Source organism: Pseudomonas sp. HOU2 (assembly GCF_040729435.1).
GTDB lineage: Bacteria > Pseudomonadota > Gammaproteobacteria > Pseudomonadales > Pseudomonadaceae > Aquipseudomonas.
Window position 1 is genome coordinate 5,661,462 of the sequence record NZ_CP160398.1, and the last position, 15,506, is coordinate 5,676,967.

Sequence of the window (15,506 nt, forward strand, 5' to 3'; positions counted from 1 at the left end):
CCATGTTCGAACGCCTGATCCAGTTTGCCATCGAGCAGCGCATCATTGTGTTGCTCGCCGTTCTGCTCATGGCCGGCCTCGGCATCGCCAGTTATCAAAAGCTGCCGATCGACGCCGTGCCCGACATCACCAATGTCCAGGTGCAGATCAACACCGGCGCCGCCGGGTTCTCGCCGCTGGAAACCGAGCAGCGCATCACTTTCCCGATTGAGACCGCCATGGCCGGTTTGCCGGCGCTGGAGCAGACCCGTTCGCTGTCGCGTTCGGGGCTGTCGCAGGTCACGGTGATCTTCAAGGACGGCACCGACCTGTTCTTTGCTCGCCAACTGGTCAACGAGCGTCTGCAGATCGCCAGGGAGCAATTGCCTGAAGGCGCGGAAGCGGTGATGGGGCCGATCTCCACCGGCCTCGGCGAGATCTTTTTGTGGACGGTCGAGGCGAAGGAGGGGGCGCTCAAGGACGACGGCACAGCCTACACGCCGACCGATCTGCGGGTGATTCAGGACTGGATCATCAAGCCGCAGTTGCGCAACGTACCGGGGGTGGCGGAGATCAATACCATCGGCGGGTTTGCCAAGGAATATCAGATCGCGCCCGACCCGAAACGCCTTGCCGCGTACAAGCTCACCCTCACCGATCTGATCACCGCATTGGAGCGCAACAACGCCAACGTCGGCGCCGGGTACATCGAGCGCAGCGGCGAGCAGTTGCTGATCCGCGCACCGGGGCAAGTGGCGAGCACCGAGGACATCGCCAATATCGTCATGGCCAACGTCGACGGCACGCCGATCCGAGTGAAGAACGTCGCCACGGTGGAAATCGGCCGCGAATTGCGCAGCGGCGCGGCCACCGAAAACGGTCGTGAAGTGGTGCTCGGCACGGTGTTCATGCTGATCGGCGAGAACAGCCGCACGGTCTCGCAAGCGGTCGCCAGCAAGCTCGAACAGATCAACAAATCCCTGCCGCCAGACGTGATCGCCGTGCCGGTGTACGACCGTACGCACCTGGTCGACAAAGCCATCGCCACGGTGAAAAAGAACCTGATCGAAGGCGCGATTCTGGTGATCGCGATTCTGTTCCTGTTCCTCGGCAACATCCGCGCCGCGCTGATCACGGCGATGGTGATTCCGCTGTCGATGCTGTTCACCTTCACCGGCATGTTCAGCAACAAGGTCAGCGCCAACCTGATGAGCCTCGGCGCGCTGGACTTCGGCATCATCGTCGACGGTGCGGTGGTGATCGTCGAGAACACCCTGCGCCGGTTGGCTCACGCGCAGCAGCATCACGGCCGCTTGCTGAGCCGTGCCGAGCGTTTCAAGGAAGTCTTCGCCGCGGCGAAAGAGGCGCGCCGACCGCTGATTTTCGGCCAGTTGATCATCATGGTGGTGTACCTGCCGATCTTCGCGTTGAGCGGTGTTGAAGGGAAAATGTTCCACCCGATGGCGTTCACCGTGGTCATCGCTTTGCTCGGTGCGATGCTGCTGTCGGTGACCTTCGTCCCGGCGGCGATTGCGCTGTTCGTCACCGGCAAGGTCAAGGAAGAAGAGGGCGCGGTGATGCGCGGTGCGCGTCGGGTGTATGCACCGGCGCTGGCGTGGGTCATGGCCCATCGCACGGTTGCGGTAGGCGCGGCGCTGGCTGTGATCCTATTCAGTGGCGTGCTCACCAGCCGCATGGGCAGCGAGTTTGTGCCGAGCCTCAGCGAGGGTGATTTCGCCCTGCAAGCACTGCGCGTGCCGGGCACCAGCCTGACGCAATCGGTGGACATGCAGCAGCGCCTGGAGACCCTGATACTCAACAAAGTGCCAGAGGTTGAACGGGTGTTCGCTCGCACCGGCACGGCGGAAATCGCCTCCGATCCGATGCCGCCGAACATCTCCGACAGCTACGTGATGCTTAAGCCGAAGGATCAATGGCCGGACCCGAACAAGTCCCGCGAAACCCTGATGGCCGAGCTGCAAGCCGCTGCCGCGACGCTGCCGGGCAGCAACTATGAACTGTCGCAGCCGATCCAGTTGCGCTTCAACGAACTGATCTCCGGTGTGCGCAGTGATGTCGCGGTCAAGGTGTTTGGCGATGACATGGACGTGCTCAACGCCACGGCGGCGAAGATCGCGGCGGCGATGCAGAAGGTCAACGGCGCCTCTGAAGTGAAGGTCGAGCAGACCACCGGGCTGCCGGTGCTGACCATCAATATCGACCGCGACAAGGCGGCGCGTTACGGGCTCAACGTTGGAGATGTGCAGGACACCATCGCCGTCGCAGTGGGGGGACGGCAGGCTGGCACTTTGTACGAGGGTGATCGGCGCTTCGACATGGTGGTGCGCTTGTCCGATGCCATGCGCAAGGATATCGACGGTTTGTCGGCGTTGCTGATTCCGGTGCCGGCGCTGAGTGGCGCGGCGAACCAGATCGGGTTTATCGCACTGAAGGACGTCGCCAGCCTCGATCTGGTGCTCGGGCCGAACCAGGTCAGCCGCGAGAACGGCAAGCGCCTGGTGATTGTCAGCGCCAACGTGCGCGGGCGCGATATCGGCTCGTTCGTCAGCGAGGCCGGTGCGCTGATCGAGCGCGAGGTGCACGTGCCAGCCGGTTACTGGACCAGTTGGGGCGGGCAGTTCGAGCAACTGCAATCGGCGGCCAAGCGCTTGCAGATCGTGGTGCCGGTGGCGTTGCTGCTGGTGTTCGGCTTGTTGTTCATGATGTTCAACAATCTGAAGGATGGGCTGCTGGTGTTTACCGGGATTCCGTTTGCGCTGACCGGTGGGGTGATGGCGCTGTGGCTGCGGGATATTCCGTTGTCGATTTCGGCGGGCGTGGGCTTCATCGCGTTATCAGGCGTGGCGGTGCTCAACGGACTGGTAATGATCGCGTTCATTCGTAATTTGCGTGAGGAGGGACGGTCGCTGGCGGAGGCGATCAACGTCGGCGCGCTGACGCGCTTGCGGCCAGTGTTGATGACGGCGTTGGTGGCGTCGCTGGGGTTTATTCCGATGGCGCTGGCGACGGGCACCGGCGCCGAAGTGCAGCGGCCGCTGGCGACGGTGGTGATTGGCGGGATTCTGTCCTCGACGATTCTTACATTGCTGATCTTGCCGGCGCTGTACCAGATCGCCCATCGCCGGGATGAGGACGTCACACCTAGCCGATAGAACAACCCCAAACCCTGTGGCGAGGGAGCTTGCTCCCGCTGGACTGCGCAGCAGGCCGCGCTTTTTCTCAAGAAGAGCGAGGGCCGCTGCGCGCCCCAGCGGGAGCAAGCTCCCTCGCCACAAGGTATTTCTCGGGCCTGACATCGTTGCTGATCTTGCCCGCGCTGTACCAGATCGCCCATCGCCGGGATGAGGACACTGCACCTAGCCGATAGAACAACCCCAAACCCTGTGGCGAGGGAGCTTGCTCCCGCTGGACTGCGCAGCAGGCCGCGCTTTTTCAAAGGAAGAGCGAGGGCCGCTGCGCGCCCCAGCGGGAGCAAGCTCCCTCGCCACAAGGTATTTCTCGGGCCTGACATGACGTTGCTGATCTTGCCCGCGCTGTACCAGATCGCCCATCGCCGGGATGAGGACATCACACCTATCCAATAGAACAACCCCGAACCCTGTGGCGAGGGAGCTTGCTCCCGCTGGACTGCGCAGCAGGCCGCGCTTTTTCAAAGGAAGAGCGAGGGCCGCTGCGCGCCCCAGCGGGAGCAAGCTCCCTCGCCACAAGGTATTTCTCGGGCCTGACATGACGTTGCTGATCTTGCCCGCGCTGTACCAGATCGCCCATCGCCGGGATGAGGACATCACACCTATCCAATAGAACAACCCCAAACCCTGTGGCGAGGGAGCTTGCTCCCGCTGGACTGCGCAGCAGGCCGCGCTTTTTCAAAGGAAGAGCGAGGGCCGCTGCGCGCCCCAGCGGGAGCAAGCTCCCTCGCCACAAGGTATTTCTCAGGCCTGAGATTTTCTGTGTGGCTGCCGTACTTGCCACATTACGAATCTGTAATTCCCTCGCCACCGTCACGAAAGGTGCGCCTTGTTACCTTGATCCCGTCAGTTACTTAATGAGGAATCAACCATGAAATTCGCCCGACTGAGTGCCTTTGCAACTGCTCTGATGCTGTCGTCCCTGGCCATGGCCGAAGGCGGTGGTGACCGCACGTTCGACCGGATGATGAGCGCCAATGATCGCGCCGTGGAGCTGTTCGTGGCCAAGGAAAAAGCCGCTGCCAACCCGGTGGTGGTCAATGAAAAGAAAGCGCAGAAAACCCAGGATCTTTAACGCTGCTTGAACCTGAAACAAGCCCGTCATCACGCATCGGTGCCGGGCTTTTTTTGAGTCTGGACGGGAAGGAGATGGAGATGAAAATGCTTAAGTCGATAGTGTTCGCTGGCGTCATGGCGCTGTCCGTGAATGCACTGGCCGAGGGCGGCGGTGATCGCACCTTCGAGCGTGCGTTCAGTGCCAACGCCAAAGCCATGGAGCAATACGCGGCTGAACTCGGCAAAGCGGCGCCGGTGGTGAAGGAATACGAATACGGAATGAAGCTGGATGTGGTGAAAATCGTCAGCGTGGTGAAGCCGCAGCCAGCGTGCTCGGTGGTGCCTACGGCCATGACCTACGAAGATTCGCGAGGGCAGCTCAATACGCTCAAGTACAGTGTGGCGGGTGTGTGCCGCAATAGCGGTGGCTGACTAGCGCCTGTTGCCTGCAGGCGCTGTCGCAGGAGTGGTGCATCGGATAGCGGGTTACTGTGCACCAAACATCGCCGTCCAGTAGATCCCGGCGCTGCTTTTCGGATCGGTCGCGTAGGCGGCGCCAAGTTCCTTGTATTGCGGGTTCATCAGGTTGGCGCAGTGGCCGGGACTGGCGAGCCAGCCGTCGACGACCTTGCGCACGGTGTCTTGCCCGGCGGCGATGTTTTCGCCGACCAGTTGCCCGCCGTAGCCGGCCAGTTCGGCGCGGTCACCGGGTGTGCGGCCGTCGCGGTCCTTGTGGTCGAAGTAGTTGTTGTTGGCCATGTCGCGGCTGTGATCCTGGGCGATTGTGCCCAGGCTGGCGTTCCAGGCCAGTGGCCCGGCAGCGGCAAAGGCCTGGCCGCCGCACTGACGCGGCTGGGCGCGGGCGGCGTTGAGTTGTTCGAGCAACTTCTGACCTTCGCTCTGCGCATCGCCCAGCTTCGCCGACAGCAAAGGTCGCGCCAGCACAATGCGCCAGTCACGATCGGCGCGGCTGACGCCGACATCGACAAACTGCGGATCCAGCACCACCTGACAGAAACTTTCCTGAATCGCCTTCATCGCCGACGCCGCATCCCGTGGGCCGTTAAGGGTGATCGCCTGCACGTTGACCATCGGGTAGCTGGCGCTGGCCATGGCCTGTTGCAGATCGACCGCACCGCTGGCCGGCAGTCTCAGCCGTGGGTCAGCCGACAGCGGTGGCAATTCACTGGACGCCTGGCTGCCGCAACGCTGCGGTTGGCTACGGTAGGCGTTGATCGACTCGATCAGTTGCGACTCGTCGGCAGCCATGGCCGAGGCGGCCACGGCCAACCCCACGGACAGCGCGGCAAGACGCAAAACGGATGGCATGAAGCGCATGGAAATCTCCCTTGAGCTGAGTGCGTTCATGATGCGCGAAATGGCCCGGGGGAGTGCAATGTCTTTTTCTTCACCGAGCGGATTTTTCTGCGGAACGTTGCGCCGGTATTTGCCGTCTACACTCTCCGAAGACCCCGGGAGCCGGGCGTCTCCCCGACGAAACACCTTGCCCGGAACGGGCGCTGCCGGAAGAACTGACATGGGATTGAAATGGTTGGCTGGCTGTTTCGCATTAACCCTGATGGCCGGTGTTGTAAGCGCCACTGAACAGGCGCCGATCAAGGCCAAGGCCGAAGAGAAAGCCCAGGTGCTGGAAGAAAAAGCCGCCGACAAAGTCAGCGCGGCGCCGGCGCCCAAATCCGAAGCGATCACCCCCACTGAAGTGCAAGCGGTTGACCCCGCCGGCACTGCGCCGCTGGACGATCCGATCACCTGCCTGGCGCGCAGTATCTACTGGGAAGCCAAGGGTCGCGACACTGCGGAAATGGAGGCGGTGGCCAATGTGGTGATGAATCGCCTGGGGCACGATGGCTTTCCCGGCACGGTGTGCGAAGTGGTCAAGCAGGGTTCGGAAACCAAGAGCTGCCAGTTTTCCTGGTGGTGCGATGGCAAGGCCGATCAGGTCAAGGAAGACGCCGAATACACCCTGGCCAAGGACATCGCCGGCAAGGCACTCAACCGCCAGTTGCCGGATCGCACCCATGGCGCACTGTACTTCCATGATCGCCAGGTTCATCCGAGCTGGGCCAAGGAGTACAAAAAGACCGCCGCGGTCGGCAAATTCCTGTTCTATAAACCGGCCGGCGGCGATGCGCGCTAGAGGCAGACTTCCCGCACACAGTTGCGCAGCCAGCGGTGCGCCGGGTCGGCGTCCACGCGCGGGTGCCAGAGCATCGACACGCTGATCGGCGGCATCCTGAAGGGCAGGGCGAAGCTGTGCAGGCCCATGCGCAGCTTGCTGGTGTGACGCTCCGGAACCGTGGCGATCAGGTCCGATTCGCGGACCAGCGTCAACGCCGCCGAAAAGCCGCCGAATGAAGTGACGATATCTCGCGTCAGCCCCGTGGCGAGCAACGCTTCGTCGACCGGGCCACTGCTGCGCCCGCGCCGTGAGATGAGAATGTGCTGGCCGCCGGCAAAACGTTTGCTGCTGATCTTGCCCGAGCTCAACGGATGGCCTTCGCGCACCACACCGATCCAGTGATCCTCAAACAGAATGCGGCTGTGCAGCGTCGGGTCGGTGCTGTCGTCGACCACGCCGGTCTCCAGATCGACCCGGCCTTCGCGCAGCGGCGTGCTGTCCTTGTCGGCTTTCTGCACAAAGCGCAGGCGCACGCCGGGTGCTTCTTCAGCGATGCGCGCGAGCAGCGCGGCGGCGAAGGTTTCGACAAAACCGTCGGTGTTGCGCAGGGTGAAGGTGCGTTGCAACTGGCCGGGATCGAGCACTTCGGCGGGGCGCAACAGCGCTTCGGCTTCCTGCACCAGAGCGCTGACCCGTTCGCGCAATTCCAGCGCTCGCGGGGTCGGCACCAGACCGCGGCCGGCGCGTACCAGCAACGGATCGCCGGTGGTTTCGCGCAGACGGGCCAGGGCGCGGCTCATCGCTGACGGGCTCAGCCGCAGAATGTGCGCGGCGCGGGCGACGCTGCCTTCGCGCAACAACACGTCGAGGGTGATCAACAGGTTCAGATCCGGTGTGCTCATGACATGGCGTTCCATGCAGGTATCAAGTGCAAAGCATGCGTCTTGCGCCTTGCCTTGTCGAGACTCAGGCTATGCCGTCTGACCTTTGCACCAGGAGCGCCCGATGCCCGGATCCCCCTTGCCCCCTCAAGCCCGCTGGGCGCTGACCAGTCTGGCCCTGTCGATGCTGATGCCGTCGCTGGACACCAGCATCGCCAACGCCGGGTTGCCGACGCTGGCTACTGCGTTCGAGGCGACGTTTCAACAGGTGCAGTGGATCGTGCTGGCGTACCTGCTGGCGGTCACCACGTTGATTGTCAGTGTCGGGCGCCTGGGCGATGTGTTCGGGCGGCGGCGCCTGCTGCTGATCGGCATTGGCATTTTTACCAGTGCATCGCTGTGTTGCGCACTGGCTCCGGGATTGGGCTGGTTGATCGGCGCACGGGCCGTGCAAGGCCTTGGCGCGGCGATCATGTTCGCCTTGACGGTGGCGCTGGTGGCGGATGCGGTGCCCAAGGCGCGGGCGGGCAGTGCGATGGGCTTGCTGGCAACCATGTCGGCCACCGGCACCAGCCTCGGGCCATCGCTGGGTGGTCTGCTGATCGCGCATGTCGGCTGGCCGTCGATCTTTGTCCTCAACGTGCCGTTGGGCCTGCTCAATGCGTGGCTGGTTTATCGCTATCTGCCGGCGGATCGGCCAGCGAAGTCGAGGGTCGCGTTTGATTACCTCGGCAGCGCAGTGTTGGTGATGACGCTGGCGGCCTACGCGCTGGCGATGACGGTTGATGGATTTACCCTGATATTGTTGCTGGTCAGCCTGTGCGGCGCAGGGGTGTTTATCGCGGTCGAGATGAACGCCAGGGCGCCGCTGATTCGTCTGTCATTGTTCGCCGACGCGCGTCTGAGCAGCAGCCTGGCGCTGACGTTGCTGGTGACGACGGTGATGATGACCACGCTGGTGGTCGGGCCGTTTTACCTGAGTCGGGGGTTGGGACTGGGCAGCACCGTGGTCGGTCTGGCGTTGTCGGTCGGCCCGCTGCTGGCGGCATGCGGCGGGGTGCCGGCCGGGCGTCTGGTGGACCGCTTCGGCGCACAGCGGGTGGTGCCGGCGGCGTTGTTCGGGTTGGCCGGTGGATGCAGTTTGTTGGCGCTGTTGCCGATGAGTTTCGGTCTGCCGGCGTATCTGCTGCCGATGGCTGTGGTTGCCAGCAGTTACGCGTTGTTCCAGGCGGCGAACAATACCGGGTTGATGGCGACGGTCAGTCAGGATCAGCGCGGCGTGGTATCGGCCTTGCTCGGGCTGGCGCGCAATCTCGGGCTGATCACCGGCGCGGCGGTCATGGGCGCAGTGTTTGCCTTCGCTACGGGCGACCCGACGCAAGCCCCGGCCGAAGTCATCGGCAGTGGCTTGCACAGTACGTTCGGGGTTGCGGCGGCGCTGATGGTCATGGCCCTGATCGTCAGCCGAACCCGGATCACCCGTGGAAGCGGCCAGCCCGGCCAAAGCGCTGCTGACGGAAACAAATCCCTGTAGGAGCTGCGGCACGCTGCGATCTTTTGATCTTGCCATTGAAAAGCAACGTCAAAAGATCGCAGCGTGCCGCAGCTCCTACAGGATTCTCAGCTGGCGTGAGTGCTCAAGATACTCGCCACCTGCTGTGGCTGGCAGTTGAGGTACGGCGAGGATTTCAGCCAGCGCTGGTCCGGGTACCAGGAGAACATGAACTGGCCGTCCTTGAGTTTGTCGATCACCTGCCTTGCCACTTGCGGGCGCACCGCCGGGCAACCCTGGCTGCGACCGATGCGGCCCTGACGCTTGCTCCACAACGGATTCACGTAGTCGGCGGCGTGGATCACGATGGCGCGGTCGCGGGCCAGGTCATTGAAGCCCGGCTCCAGACCGTCCATGCGCAGCGAATAACCGTGCGTGCCCTTGTAGCTTTCCTGGGTGCGGAACAGACCGAGGCTGGACTGGTAACTGCCTTCGCGATTGGAAAACTGGGTGGCGAAGTTTTCCCCGGAATTCGAACCATGGGCGACCAGATCGCGCAGCACCAGTTTCTGTCTGCTCAAGTCGAAGATCCACAGCCGGCGGGCGGTGGAGGGTTGCGAATAATCAATGATCGCCAGGTGGCGTGAGGGTCTCGCGCCATTGTTGACCGCGCATTGCATGGCGCTCAAGGCACCTTTCAGCGCTTGGGGATTGAGTTCCGGCGCGGCGTGGGCGAGGCTGGTGAAGAGAACCGGCGATGGCTTGCCGGCGGCGAAAGCTGGGCTGCTCACGACGACGAGGGTCGCGCTGGTCAGCAGAAGTCGGCGCAAAAACGTCAACATTTATAAAGTGTCCTCACTTGCTACTTATTTGGCACTTTGGCTCCTGACTCCCAGTCATACCCGACAGACCCCGGTTTCGAGCCTGACTGTTCAGCGCACCTGATGTAAGGTTGCCGTCAATGAGACGGCCACGGATTGGAGTAAAGCAGTTGTTCAAAAAGTACGCATGCTACTTGAGCATTTGTCTGCTCGCTGCGCCGTTTGTCGCTTGCGCCGATGAGCCGTTGCCACCGTTGCAGACCCTGCCGACGCCGCCGGCGGAGATGCCGGTCGAACCGCAAAGTCCGTTGCAAGCGGTGCTGATCGGTTTGCCCCAGGCGTGCCCGGCGATTGCCGCGCACTTGAGCGGCGCCGCGCTGACGCAATTGCAGGCGTTTTATCAGCAGCAGGACTGGCTGCCGGTGTGGGCCAGCGAGTCCGGGCGTTTGCCGGCCTTGCGCGCGCAGTTGCAGCTGTTGGCCGATGATGGCCTCAATCCCAAGCGCTACCCGGTGGCGGCCAATCCGCCGCAGGACGGCGAGTTGTGCGCCGATATCGACATTACTCGCTACTACCTGCAAGCCCTGCAGGACCTGCATTACGGTCGTCTGCTGCAATCGCATTTCGAGCCGCTGTGGCATTCCGATGACACCCCGCGTGATCGCCAGGCGGAATTGCTGGCGATCGCTGTACCCGGTCTGCACGACATCAAGACCGCGTTCGATCTGGCGCGTCCGCGTCTGGCGCAGTACCAAAGCCTGCGCCACCTCTACGCCAGCCAGCGGCTGCAAGCCTTGCCGCACTGGCAGTCGGTGGGCAACGGCCCGTTGCTGCGCCCGGCGATGGAAGACAAACGCGTGCCGGAACTGGCCCAGCGCCTGTACAACGAGGGCTATCTGACCCACGCCATCGGCACGCCCGGCAATGCCTATGAGGGTGTGCTGGTGGAAGCGGTGAAGAGCTTCCAGGCCAACCATTCGTTGCAGGCCGACGGAGTTGTCGGGCCGGGGACGATCGCCGAACTCAACATCAGCCCGCTGACGCGCCGCGAACAATTGCGCGTCAATCTCGAACGCTTCCGCTGGCTGGCCCAGGACATGGAGCCCGACGGTTTGCTGGTCAACGTCGCCGCCGCCGAGCTGACCCTGTATCAAGGAGGCAGACCGGTCTGGCAGACCCGCACCCAGGTCGGTCGCGCCGAACGGCAGACCCCGCTGCTGAAATCCCGGGTCACCCGTCTGACGCTGAACCCGACCTGGACCGTGCCGCCGACCATCTGGAAAGAAGACAAGCTGCCGGCAATCCGCAAGGATCAGACCTTCCTCAGCCGGCAGAATCTGCAGGTGCTCGACGCCCATGGCCAGCCGTTGGCCGCAGCGGATATCGACTGGGACAACCCCGGCAACATCATGCTGCGCCAGGACGCCGGGCCGCGAAATCCGCTGGGGCAACTGGTGATCCGCTTTCCCAACCCGTTCGCCGTGTACCTGCACGACACGCCGAGCAAGGCGCTGTTTGACAAAGGCCCGCGCGCGTTCAGCTCCGGCTGCGTGCGGGTCGAGCACCCGATGCAACTGCGTGACCTGCTGCTGACCCCGGCGGAACGTACGCGCACCGATACTTTGCTCGCTACCGGCAGCACCCACGAATTCCGCCTGTCGGCGCCGGTGCCGATCCTGATGACCTACTGGACGGCGCAGGTCGGCAAGGATGGGCAGGTGCGTTATGCGCCGGATATCTACAGCCGCGACAGCGCACTGCTCGCCGGCCTCGACGGCGCCCACTGACCGACACCCTGTAGGAGCTGCCGCAGGCTGCGATCTTTTGATCTTGCCTTTCAAAATCAAGGTCAAAAGATCGCAGCCTGCGGCAGCTCCTACAAGGGTTTGTGTGATTCCGGTGGCTTGCGCAGCGTCTAGCCCCAGTGTCCCCGCAATCCCATGGGGCGAGACTTCGGAACCCGGCATGCAAGCGCTGTTGAACGAGATTCTTGACGCTGTCCGGCCCCTGATCGGGCAGGGCAAAGTGGCTGATTACATTCCCGCCCTCGGCACCGTGCCGGCCAATCAACTGGGCATCGCCGTGTATGGCAACGACGGCGAAATGTATTGCGCCGGCGACGCCGAGACGCCGTTCTCGGTGCAGAGTATTTCCAAGGTGTTCAGCCTGGTGCAGGCGATCGAGCATTCCGGTGAGGCGATCTGGGAGCGCCTGGGGCACGAGCCGTCCGGCCAGCCGTTCAACTCGCTGGTGCAACTGGAGTTCGAACGCGGTCGCCCGCGCAATCCGTTCATCAACGCCGGGGCGCTGGTGATCTGCGACATCAATCAATCGCGTTTCGCCGCGCCGGCCCTGTCGATGCGCGACTTCGTGCGGCGCCTGTCGGGCAATCCGCAGGTGATCGTCGACGGCAAGGTCGCCGAATCCGAGTACCAGCATCGCGCCCGCAACGCGGCCATGGCGTACCTGATGCAATCGTTCGGCAACTTCCATAACGACGTCGAAGCGGTGCTGCGCAGCTACTTCAGCCACTGCGCATTACGCATGAACTGCATCGATCTGGCCCGGGCGTTCTGCTTCCTTGCCAACGACGGTTTCTGCAAACACAGCGGCGAACAGATCCTCACTCGGCGGCAGACCCAGCAGGTCAACTCGATCATGGCCACCAGCGGCCTGTACGACGAGGCCGGCAACTTCGCCTATCGCGTCGGCCTGCCGGGCAAGAGCGGGGTCGGCGGCGGGATCGTCGCGGTGGTGCCGGGGCAGTTCACGGTGTGCGTGTGGTCGCCGGAACTGAATGCTGCCGGCAACTCGCTGGCGGGGATGGCGGCGCTGGAGATGCTCAGTTCGCGGATTGGCTGGTCGGTGTTCTGACCCAATCTTCCAAACACTGCCAAACCCTGTGGGAGCTGGCTTGCCAGCGATAGCGGTGGTTCAGCAACATCAATGCTGGGCTCGCCGGCCTTGTCGCTGGCAAGCCAGCTCCCACAGGTTTGATGGTGTTTGTAGAAGGTGTGTTTCAGCGCAGAATCCGCTACATTTTCCGGCCGCCCCTCCTATGGTGAATCCGCTTCATGTCTCTTGCGCTCGAACGTCTAGTCGCTGGCACGCCGATCCCTTTCGCTGGTAACCGCGTGACCGTGGTCAGCCCCGAACTGGCGGCGCGGTTTCAGCCCGGTGACCACCTGCTGGTCGAGCAGGTGAGTGGCGAGCTGTTGCTGATTCCGGTGGTCGATCAACAAGCGGCTGCGGTGGCAATCGAGCGTGCGCAAGCGGCGTTCAGCGCGCTTTCGGCGGTGTCCGACGAGGCCATCAGCCACTTCTTCGATCTGTTCGCGCAACGCCTGGAAACCCCGGAGTGCTGGACCTTGATCGAAGCGGCGAACCTGGCCGACATCGAGCGCGCCAAGGCCCGTGGCCGCTCCACCACCCGGCTGCTCGCCGACGAGCGCATGCGCCGCGACATGATCGCCGGTCTGCGCGCCTGGCGTGATGCGCCGGCCACGCGCGGCAAGGTCATCAGCAGCGTCGAGCACGATGGCTGGAAGGTCGAGCAAGTGGTGTCGCCGCTGGGTATTGTGGCGTTCGTGTTTGAGGGGCGGCCGAACGTGTTCGCCGATGCCGCCGGTGTACTGCGCACCGGCAACACCGCGGTGCTGCGCATCGGCAGCGATGCATTGGGCACCGCGCAAGCGATCGTCACTCACGCGCTGAACCCGGCGCTGGCCGATGCCGGTCTGCCGGCGGGCGCGGTGTCGCTGGTGGAAAGCGTCAATCACGCTGCGGGTTGGGCGATGTTCGCCGACCGGCGTCTATCGCTGGCGGTGGCCCGGGGTTCGGGCCGTGCGGTCAGCCAGTTGGGCAGCATCGCCCAGCAGGCGGGCACGGCGGTCAGCCTGCATGGCACTGGTGGCGCGTGGCTGATTGCCGATCGTCACGCCGATGCCACACGTTTTGCCGCCGTGGTGCGTAATTCGCTGGATCGCAAAGTCTGCAACACCCTGAACGTCTGCCTGATTCAACGTGATCGTGCCGCCGAACTGGTGCCGCTGTTCCTCGATGCACTGCAGCAGGCGGGCAGCGCACGCGGGCAGGGCTGCAAATTGCACATCGTCGCCGGCAGCGAAAGCTGCCTGCCGGCCGAGTGGCAGAACGCAACGGTCGAGGTCTATCGCGCCGAGGGTTATCAGACCGAAGCCCTGGCTGAAGCGCTGGCGGAGTCCGAATTGGGCCGCGAGTGGGAATGGGAAGAAACCCCGGAAGTCAGCCTGATGATCGTCGACGATCTGGATCAGGCGATCGCGCTGTTCAACCGCTACAGCCCGCAGTTCACGGTGTCGTTGATCAGCGAGGATGCTGCTGTTCAGCAACGCTTTTACAACGCGGTGAACGCACCGTTTGTGGGTAACGGGATTACCCGTTGGGTCGATGGCCAGTACGCGTTGAACAAGCCGGAACTGGGGCTTTCGAACTGGGAGAGCGGGCGCCTGTTTGCGCGCAGTGCGATTCTTTCGGGGGATGGGGTGTTTACGGTGCGTAGTCGCATGACCCAGATCGACCTCAGCGTAAAACGCTGATCTGAACACCAAACCTGTGGCGAGGGAGCTTGCTCCCGCTGGTCTGCGCAGCGGACCCAAAAAGCGAGGACCGCTGCGCGCCCCAGCGGGAGCAAGCTCCCTCGCCACAGGGTTGCACTGTTCTCCTTCAGGCGGCTGCGCTGGCGTTTGCCTGAATGGCACACGTCGCCGGTTGCTCAGCCAGTGGCACAAACGTACGGCGGTCCGCCGCCAGCGCGTCGATCGAGCCGGTCTCGATGTCATACACCCAGCCATGCAGGTTCAGCAGGTCTTTCTCCTGCGCCAGGCGCACGCTCGGGTGGGTCTGAATATTCGCCAGTTGCGCGATCACGTTTTCCCGCACCATCGAACTCAATTTCGCCGCGTCACTGGCATGCGGCCGCGCCTCGTTCACCACTTTCGCCGACTCGGCATGTTGCAACCAGCCGCTGACGGCGGGCAGGTGATCCATGCATTTGCATTGGGCAATCGCGGTCATCGCGCCGCAATCGGAGTGCCCGCAGATCACGATGTCAGTCACCCCAAGCACCGCCACCGCATATTCCACCGTTGCTGACACCCCGCCCGGATGCGGGCTGTAGGACGGCACGATATTGCCCGCGTTGCGGATCACGAATAGCTCGCCGGGTTCTTGCTGGGTCAGCAGTTCCGGCACCACACGGCTGTCGGAACAGGTGATGAACAGGGTTCCGGGTTGCTGGGTGGTTGCCAGGTGTTTGAACAGTTCGGTGCGTTGCGGGAAGGCTTCGTTCTGGAACTTCAGGAAACCGTCGATCAGGGCTTTCATGGGCGTGTCCTCATTGAGCAAGTGAGCGGTTGGCCCGCACGCGAGGTGCGGGCCGCGCGGATCAGAACGGACGCAGTGGCAGGAACTTGCCGTCGAGGGTGACCACGGCGCGGGAGCCGCCTTCAGGGTCTTCGACTTTCTTGATGTCGAGCTTGAAGTTGATGGCGCTGATGATGCCGTCGCCGAACTGCTCGTGGACCAGGGCTTTGAGGGTGGTGCCGTAGATCTGGATCATTTCGTGGAAGCGGTAGATGGTCGGATCGGTCGGTACGCCGCTGAGGCTGCCGCGCAGCGGGATGATCTGCAGAGCGGCACCGGCGTCGGCGTCCAGTTCGAGTTTGTCGCCGACCACTTGCGCAGCGTCTTGCGGCAACGGGTGCTGGCCGAGCAGGGCAGCGGTGACGTAGGCCAGGCTCAGGCCAGTGCCATCGGCCAGATCCTGCCATGACAGATTCTTGCGGGCCTTGATGTCGAGGATGCGGGTGGTCAGGGCCAGGCTGGCATCGTTGTAGGCGTGGGACTGTTGCATGGTGTCACTCCTTTCAAGGTTGGCTTGCGGTGTGG

At 63.3% G+C, this 15,506-nt stretch carries 13 protein-coding genes; 8 read left to right on the top strand and 5 right to left on the bottom strand.

The genetic code is table 11. From position 1 onward, the window contains the following. Positions 1-2 precede the first annotated feature (2 nt). The 3 genes from ABV589_RS25450 to ABV589_RS25460 all read left to right on the top strand — a co-directional run bounded on the left by ABV589_RS25450 (position 3) and on the right by ABV589_RS25460 (position 4,676). On the top strand, positions 3-3,152 hold the full coding sequence (locus ABV589_RS25450; protein WP_367084132.1) for a CusA/CzcA family heavy metal efflux RND transporter: 3,150 nt from the start codon (positions 3-5) through the stop codon (positions 3,150-3,152). A gap of 907 nt (positions 3,153-4,059) precedes the next feature. Beyond that, positions 4,060-4,263 (top strand): co-regulatory protein PtrA N-terminal domain-containing protein, encoded by a 204-nt coding sequence (locus ABV589_RS25455; RefSeq protein WP_367084133.1) that lies wholly within the window; start codon positions 4,060-4,062, stop codon positions 4,261-4,263. A gap of 80 nt (positions 4,264-4,343) precedes the next feature. Then, on the top strand, positions 4,344-4,676 hold the full coding sequence (locus ABV589_RS25460) for a DUF2790 domain-containing protein (RefSeq protein WP_367084134.1): 333 nt from the start codon (positions 4,344-4,346) through the stop codon (positions 4,674-4,676). 54 nt (positions 4,677-4,730) lie between these two features. On the opposite strand, the gene ABV589_RS25465 is transcribed toward ABV589_RS25460, so the two are convergent. Further along, entirely contained in the window at positions 4,731-5,582 is an 852-nt protein-coding gene (locus ABV589_RS25465) for a CAP domain-containing protein (RefSeq protein WP_367084135.1), read from the bottom strand. Between the two features lie 199 nt (positions 5,583-5,781). Here ABV589_RS25465 and ABV589_RS25470 point away from each other — a divergent pair, with 199 nt between their 5' ends. Next, on the top strand, positions 5,782-6,402 hold the full coding sequence (locus tag ABV589_RS25470; protein ID WP_367084136.1) for a cell wall hydrolase: 621 nt from the start codon (positions 5,782-5,784) through the stop codon (positions 6,400-6,402). Here the strand turns inward: ABV589_RS25470 and ABV589_RS25475 are convergent. Then, entirely contained in the window at positions 6,399-7,286 is an 888-nt protein-coding gene (locus tag ABV589_RS25475; protein WP_367084137.1) for a LysR family transcriptional regulator, read from the bottom strand. The genes ABV589_RS25470 and ABV589_RS25475 overlap by 4 nt on opposite strands. Before the next feature lie 103 nt (positions 7,287-7,389). Here ABV589_RS25475 and ABV589_RS25480 point away from each other — a divergent pair, with 103 nt between their 5' ends. Continuing rightward, on the top strand, positions 7,390-8,799 hold the full coding sequence (locus ABV589_RS25480; RefSeq protein WP_367084138.1) for an MFS transporter: 1,410 nt from the start codon (positions 7,390-7,392) through the stop codon (positions 8,797-8,799). 86 nt (positions 8,800-8,885) lie between these two features. Here the strand turns inward: ABV589_RS25480 and ABV589_RS25485 are convergent, their stop codons facing one another. Continuing rightward, positions 8,886-9,599: a murein L,D-transpeptidase catalytic domain family protein gene (locus ABV589_RS25485; protein WP_367084139.1), complete on the bottom strand. Its 714-nt coding sequence runs from the start codon at positions 9,597-9,599 to the stop codon at positions 8,886-8,888. 149 nt (positions 9,600-9,748) lie between these two features. On the opposite strand from ABV589_RS25485, the gene ABV589_RS25490 reads away from it, so the two are divergent. From ABV589_RS25490 to ABV589_RS25500, 3 genes are all read left to right on the top strand, one after another. Then, entirely contained in the window at positions 9,749-11,365 is a 1,617-nt protein-coding gene (locus tag ABV589_RS25490) for a L,D-transpeptidase family protein (RefSeq protein WP_367084140.1), read from the top strand. 178 nt (positions 11,366-11,543) lie between these two features. Next, entirely contained in the window at positions 11,544-12,452 is a 909-nt protein-coding gene (glsB, locus tag ABV589_RS25495; protein ID WP_003226050.1) for a glutaminase B, read from the top strand. 200 nt (positions 12,453-12,652) lie between these two features. Further along, the gene (locus tag ABV589_RS25500; protein WP_367084141.1) at positions 12,653-14,155 is read left to right on the top strand and encodes an aldehyde dehydrogenase family protein; all 1,503 of its coding nucleotides are present in this window, start codon (positions 12,653-12,655) and stop codon (positions 14,153-14,155) included. A gap of 127 nt (positions 14,156-14,282) precedes the next feature. Here ABV589_RS25500 and ABV589_RS25505 read toward each other — a convergent pair whose 3' ends face one another. After that, complete coding sequence (locus ABV589_RS25505; RefSeq protein ID WP_367084142.1) at positions 14,283-14,942, bottom strand: carbonic anhydrase; 660 nt, start codon at positions 14,940-14,942, stop codon at positions 14,283-14,285. A 61-nt stretch (positions 14,943-15,003) separates the two neighbouring features. Continuing rightward, positions 15,004-15,471 carry a cyanase gene (cynS, locus tag ABV589_RS25510; RefSeq protein WP_367084143.1) on the bottom strand — a complete coding sequence of 156 codons (468 nt, stop codon included), beginning with the start codon at positions 15,469-15,471 and terminating at the stop codon, positions 15,004-15,006. Positions 15,472-15,506 lie beyond the last annotated feature (35 nt).

What these genes read in the sequence shown, in the direction of transcription:
- ABV589_RS25460 (WP_367084134.1), top strand. Translation starts at nt 4,344, where the DNA reads ATGAAAATGCTTAAGTCGATAGTGTTCGCTGGCGTCATGGCGCTGTCC.
- ABV589_RS25465 (WP_367084135.1), bottom strand. Translation starts at nt 5,582, where the DNA reads ATGCGCTTCATGCCATCCGTTTTGCGTCTTGCCGCGCTGTCCGTGGGG.
- ABV589_RS25500 (WP_367084141.1), top strand. Translation starts at nt 12,653, where the DNA reads ATGTCTCTTGCGCTCGAACGTCTAGTCGCTGGCACGCCGATCCCTTTC.
- ABV589_RS25450 (WP_367084132.1), top strand. Translation starts at nt 3, where the DNA reads ATGTTCGAACGCCTGATCCAGTTTGCCATCGAGCAGCGCATCATTGTG.
- ABV589_RS25455 (WP_367084133.1), top strand. Translation starts at nt 4,060, where the DNA reads ATGAAATTCGCCCGACTGAGTGCCTTTGCAACTGCTCTGATGCTGTCG.
- ABV589_RS25485 (WP_367084139.1), bottom strand. Translation starts at nt 9,599, where the DNA reads ATGTTGACGTTTTTGCGCCGACTTCTGCTGACCAGCGCGACCCTCGTC.
- ABV589_RS25505 (WP_367084142.1), bottom strand. Translation starts at nt 14,942, where the DNA reads ATGAAAGCCCTGATCGACGGTTTCCTGAAGTTCCAGAACGAAGCCTTC.
- glsB (WP_003226050.1), top strand. Translation starts at nt 11,544, where the DNA reads ATGCAAGCGCTGTTGAACGAGATTCTTGACGCTGTCCGGCCCCTGATC.
- ABV589_RS25470 (WP_367084136.1), top strand. Translation starts at nt 5,782, where the DNA reads ATGGGATTGAAATGGTTGGCTGGCTGTTTCGCATTAACCCTGATGGCC.
- ABV589_RS25475 (WP_367084137.1), bottom strand. Translation starts at nt 7,286, where the DNA reads ATGAGCACACCGGATCTGAACCTGTTGATCACCCTCGACGTGTTGTTG.
- ABV589_RS25480 (WP_367084138.1), top strand. Translation starts at nt 7,390, where the DNA reads ATGCCCGGATCCCCCTTGCCCCCTCAAGCCCGCTGGGCGCTGACCAGT.
- cynS (WP_367084143.1), bottom strand. Translation starts at nt 15,471, where the DNA reads ATGCAACAGTCCCACGCCTACAACGATGCCAGCCTGGCCCTGACCACC.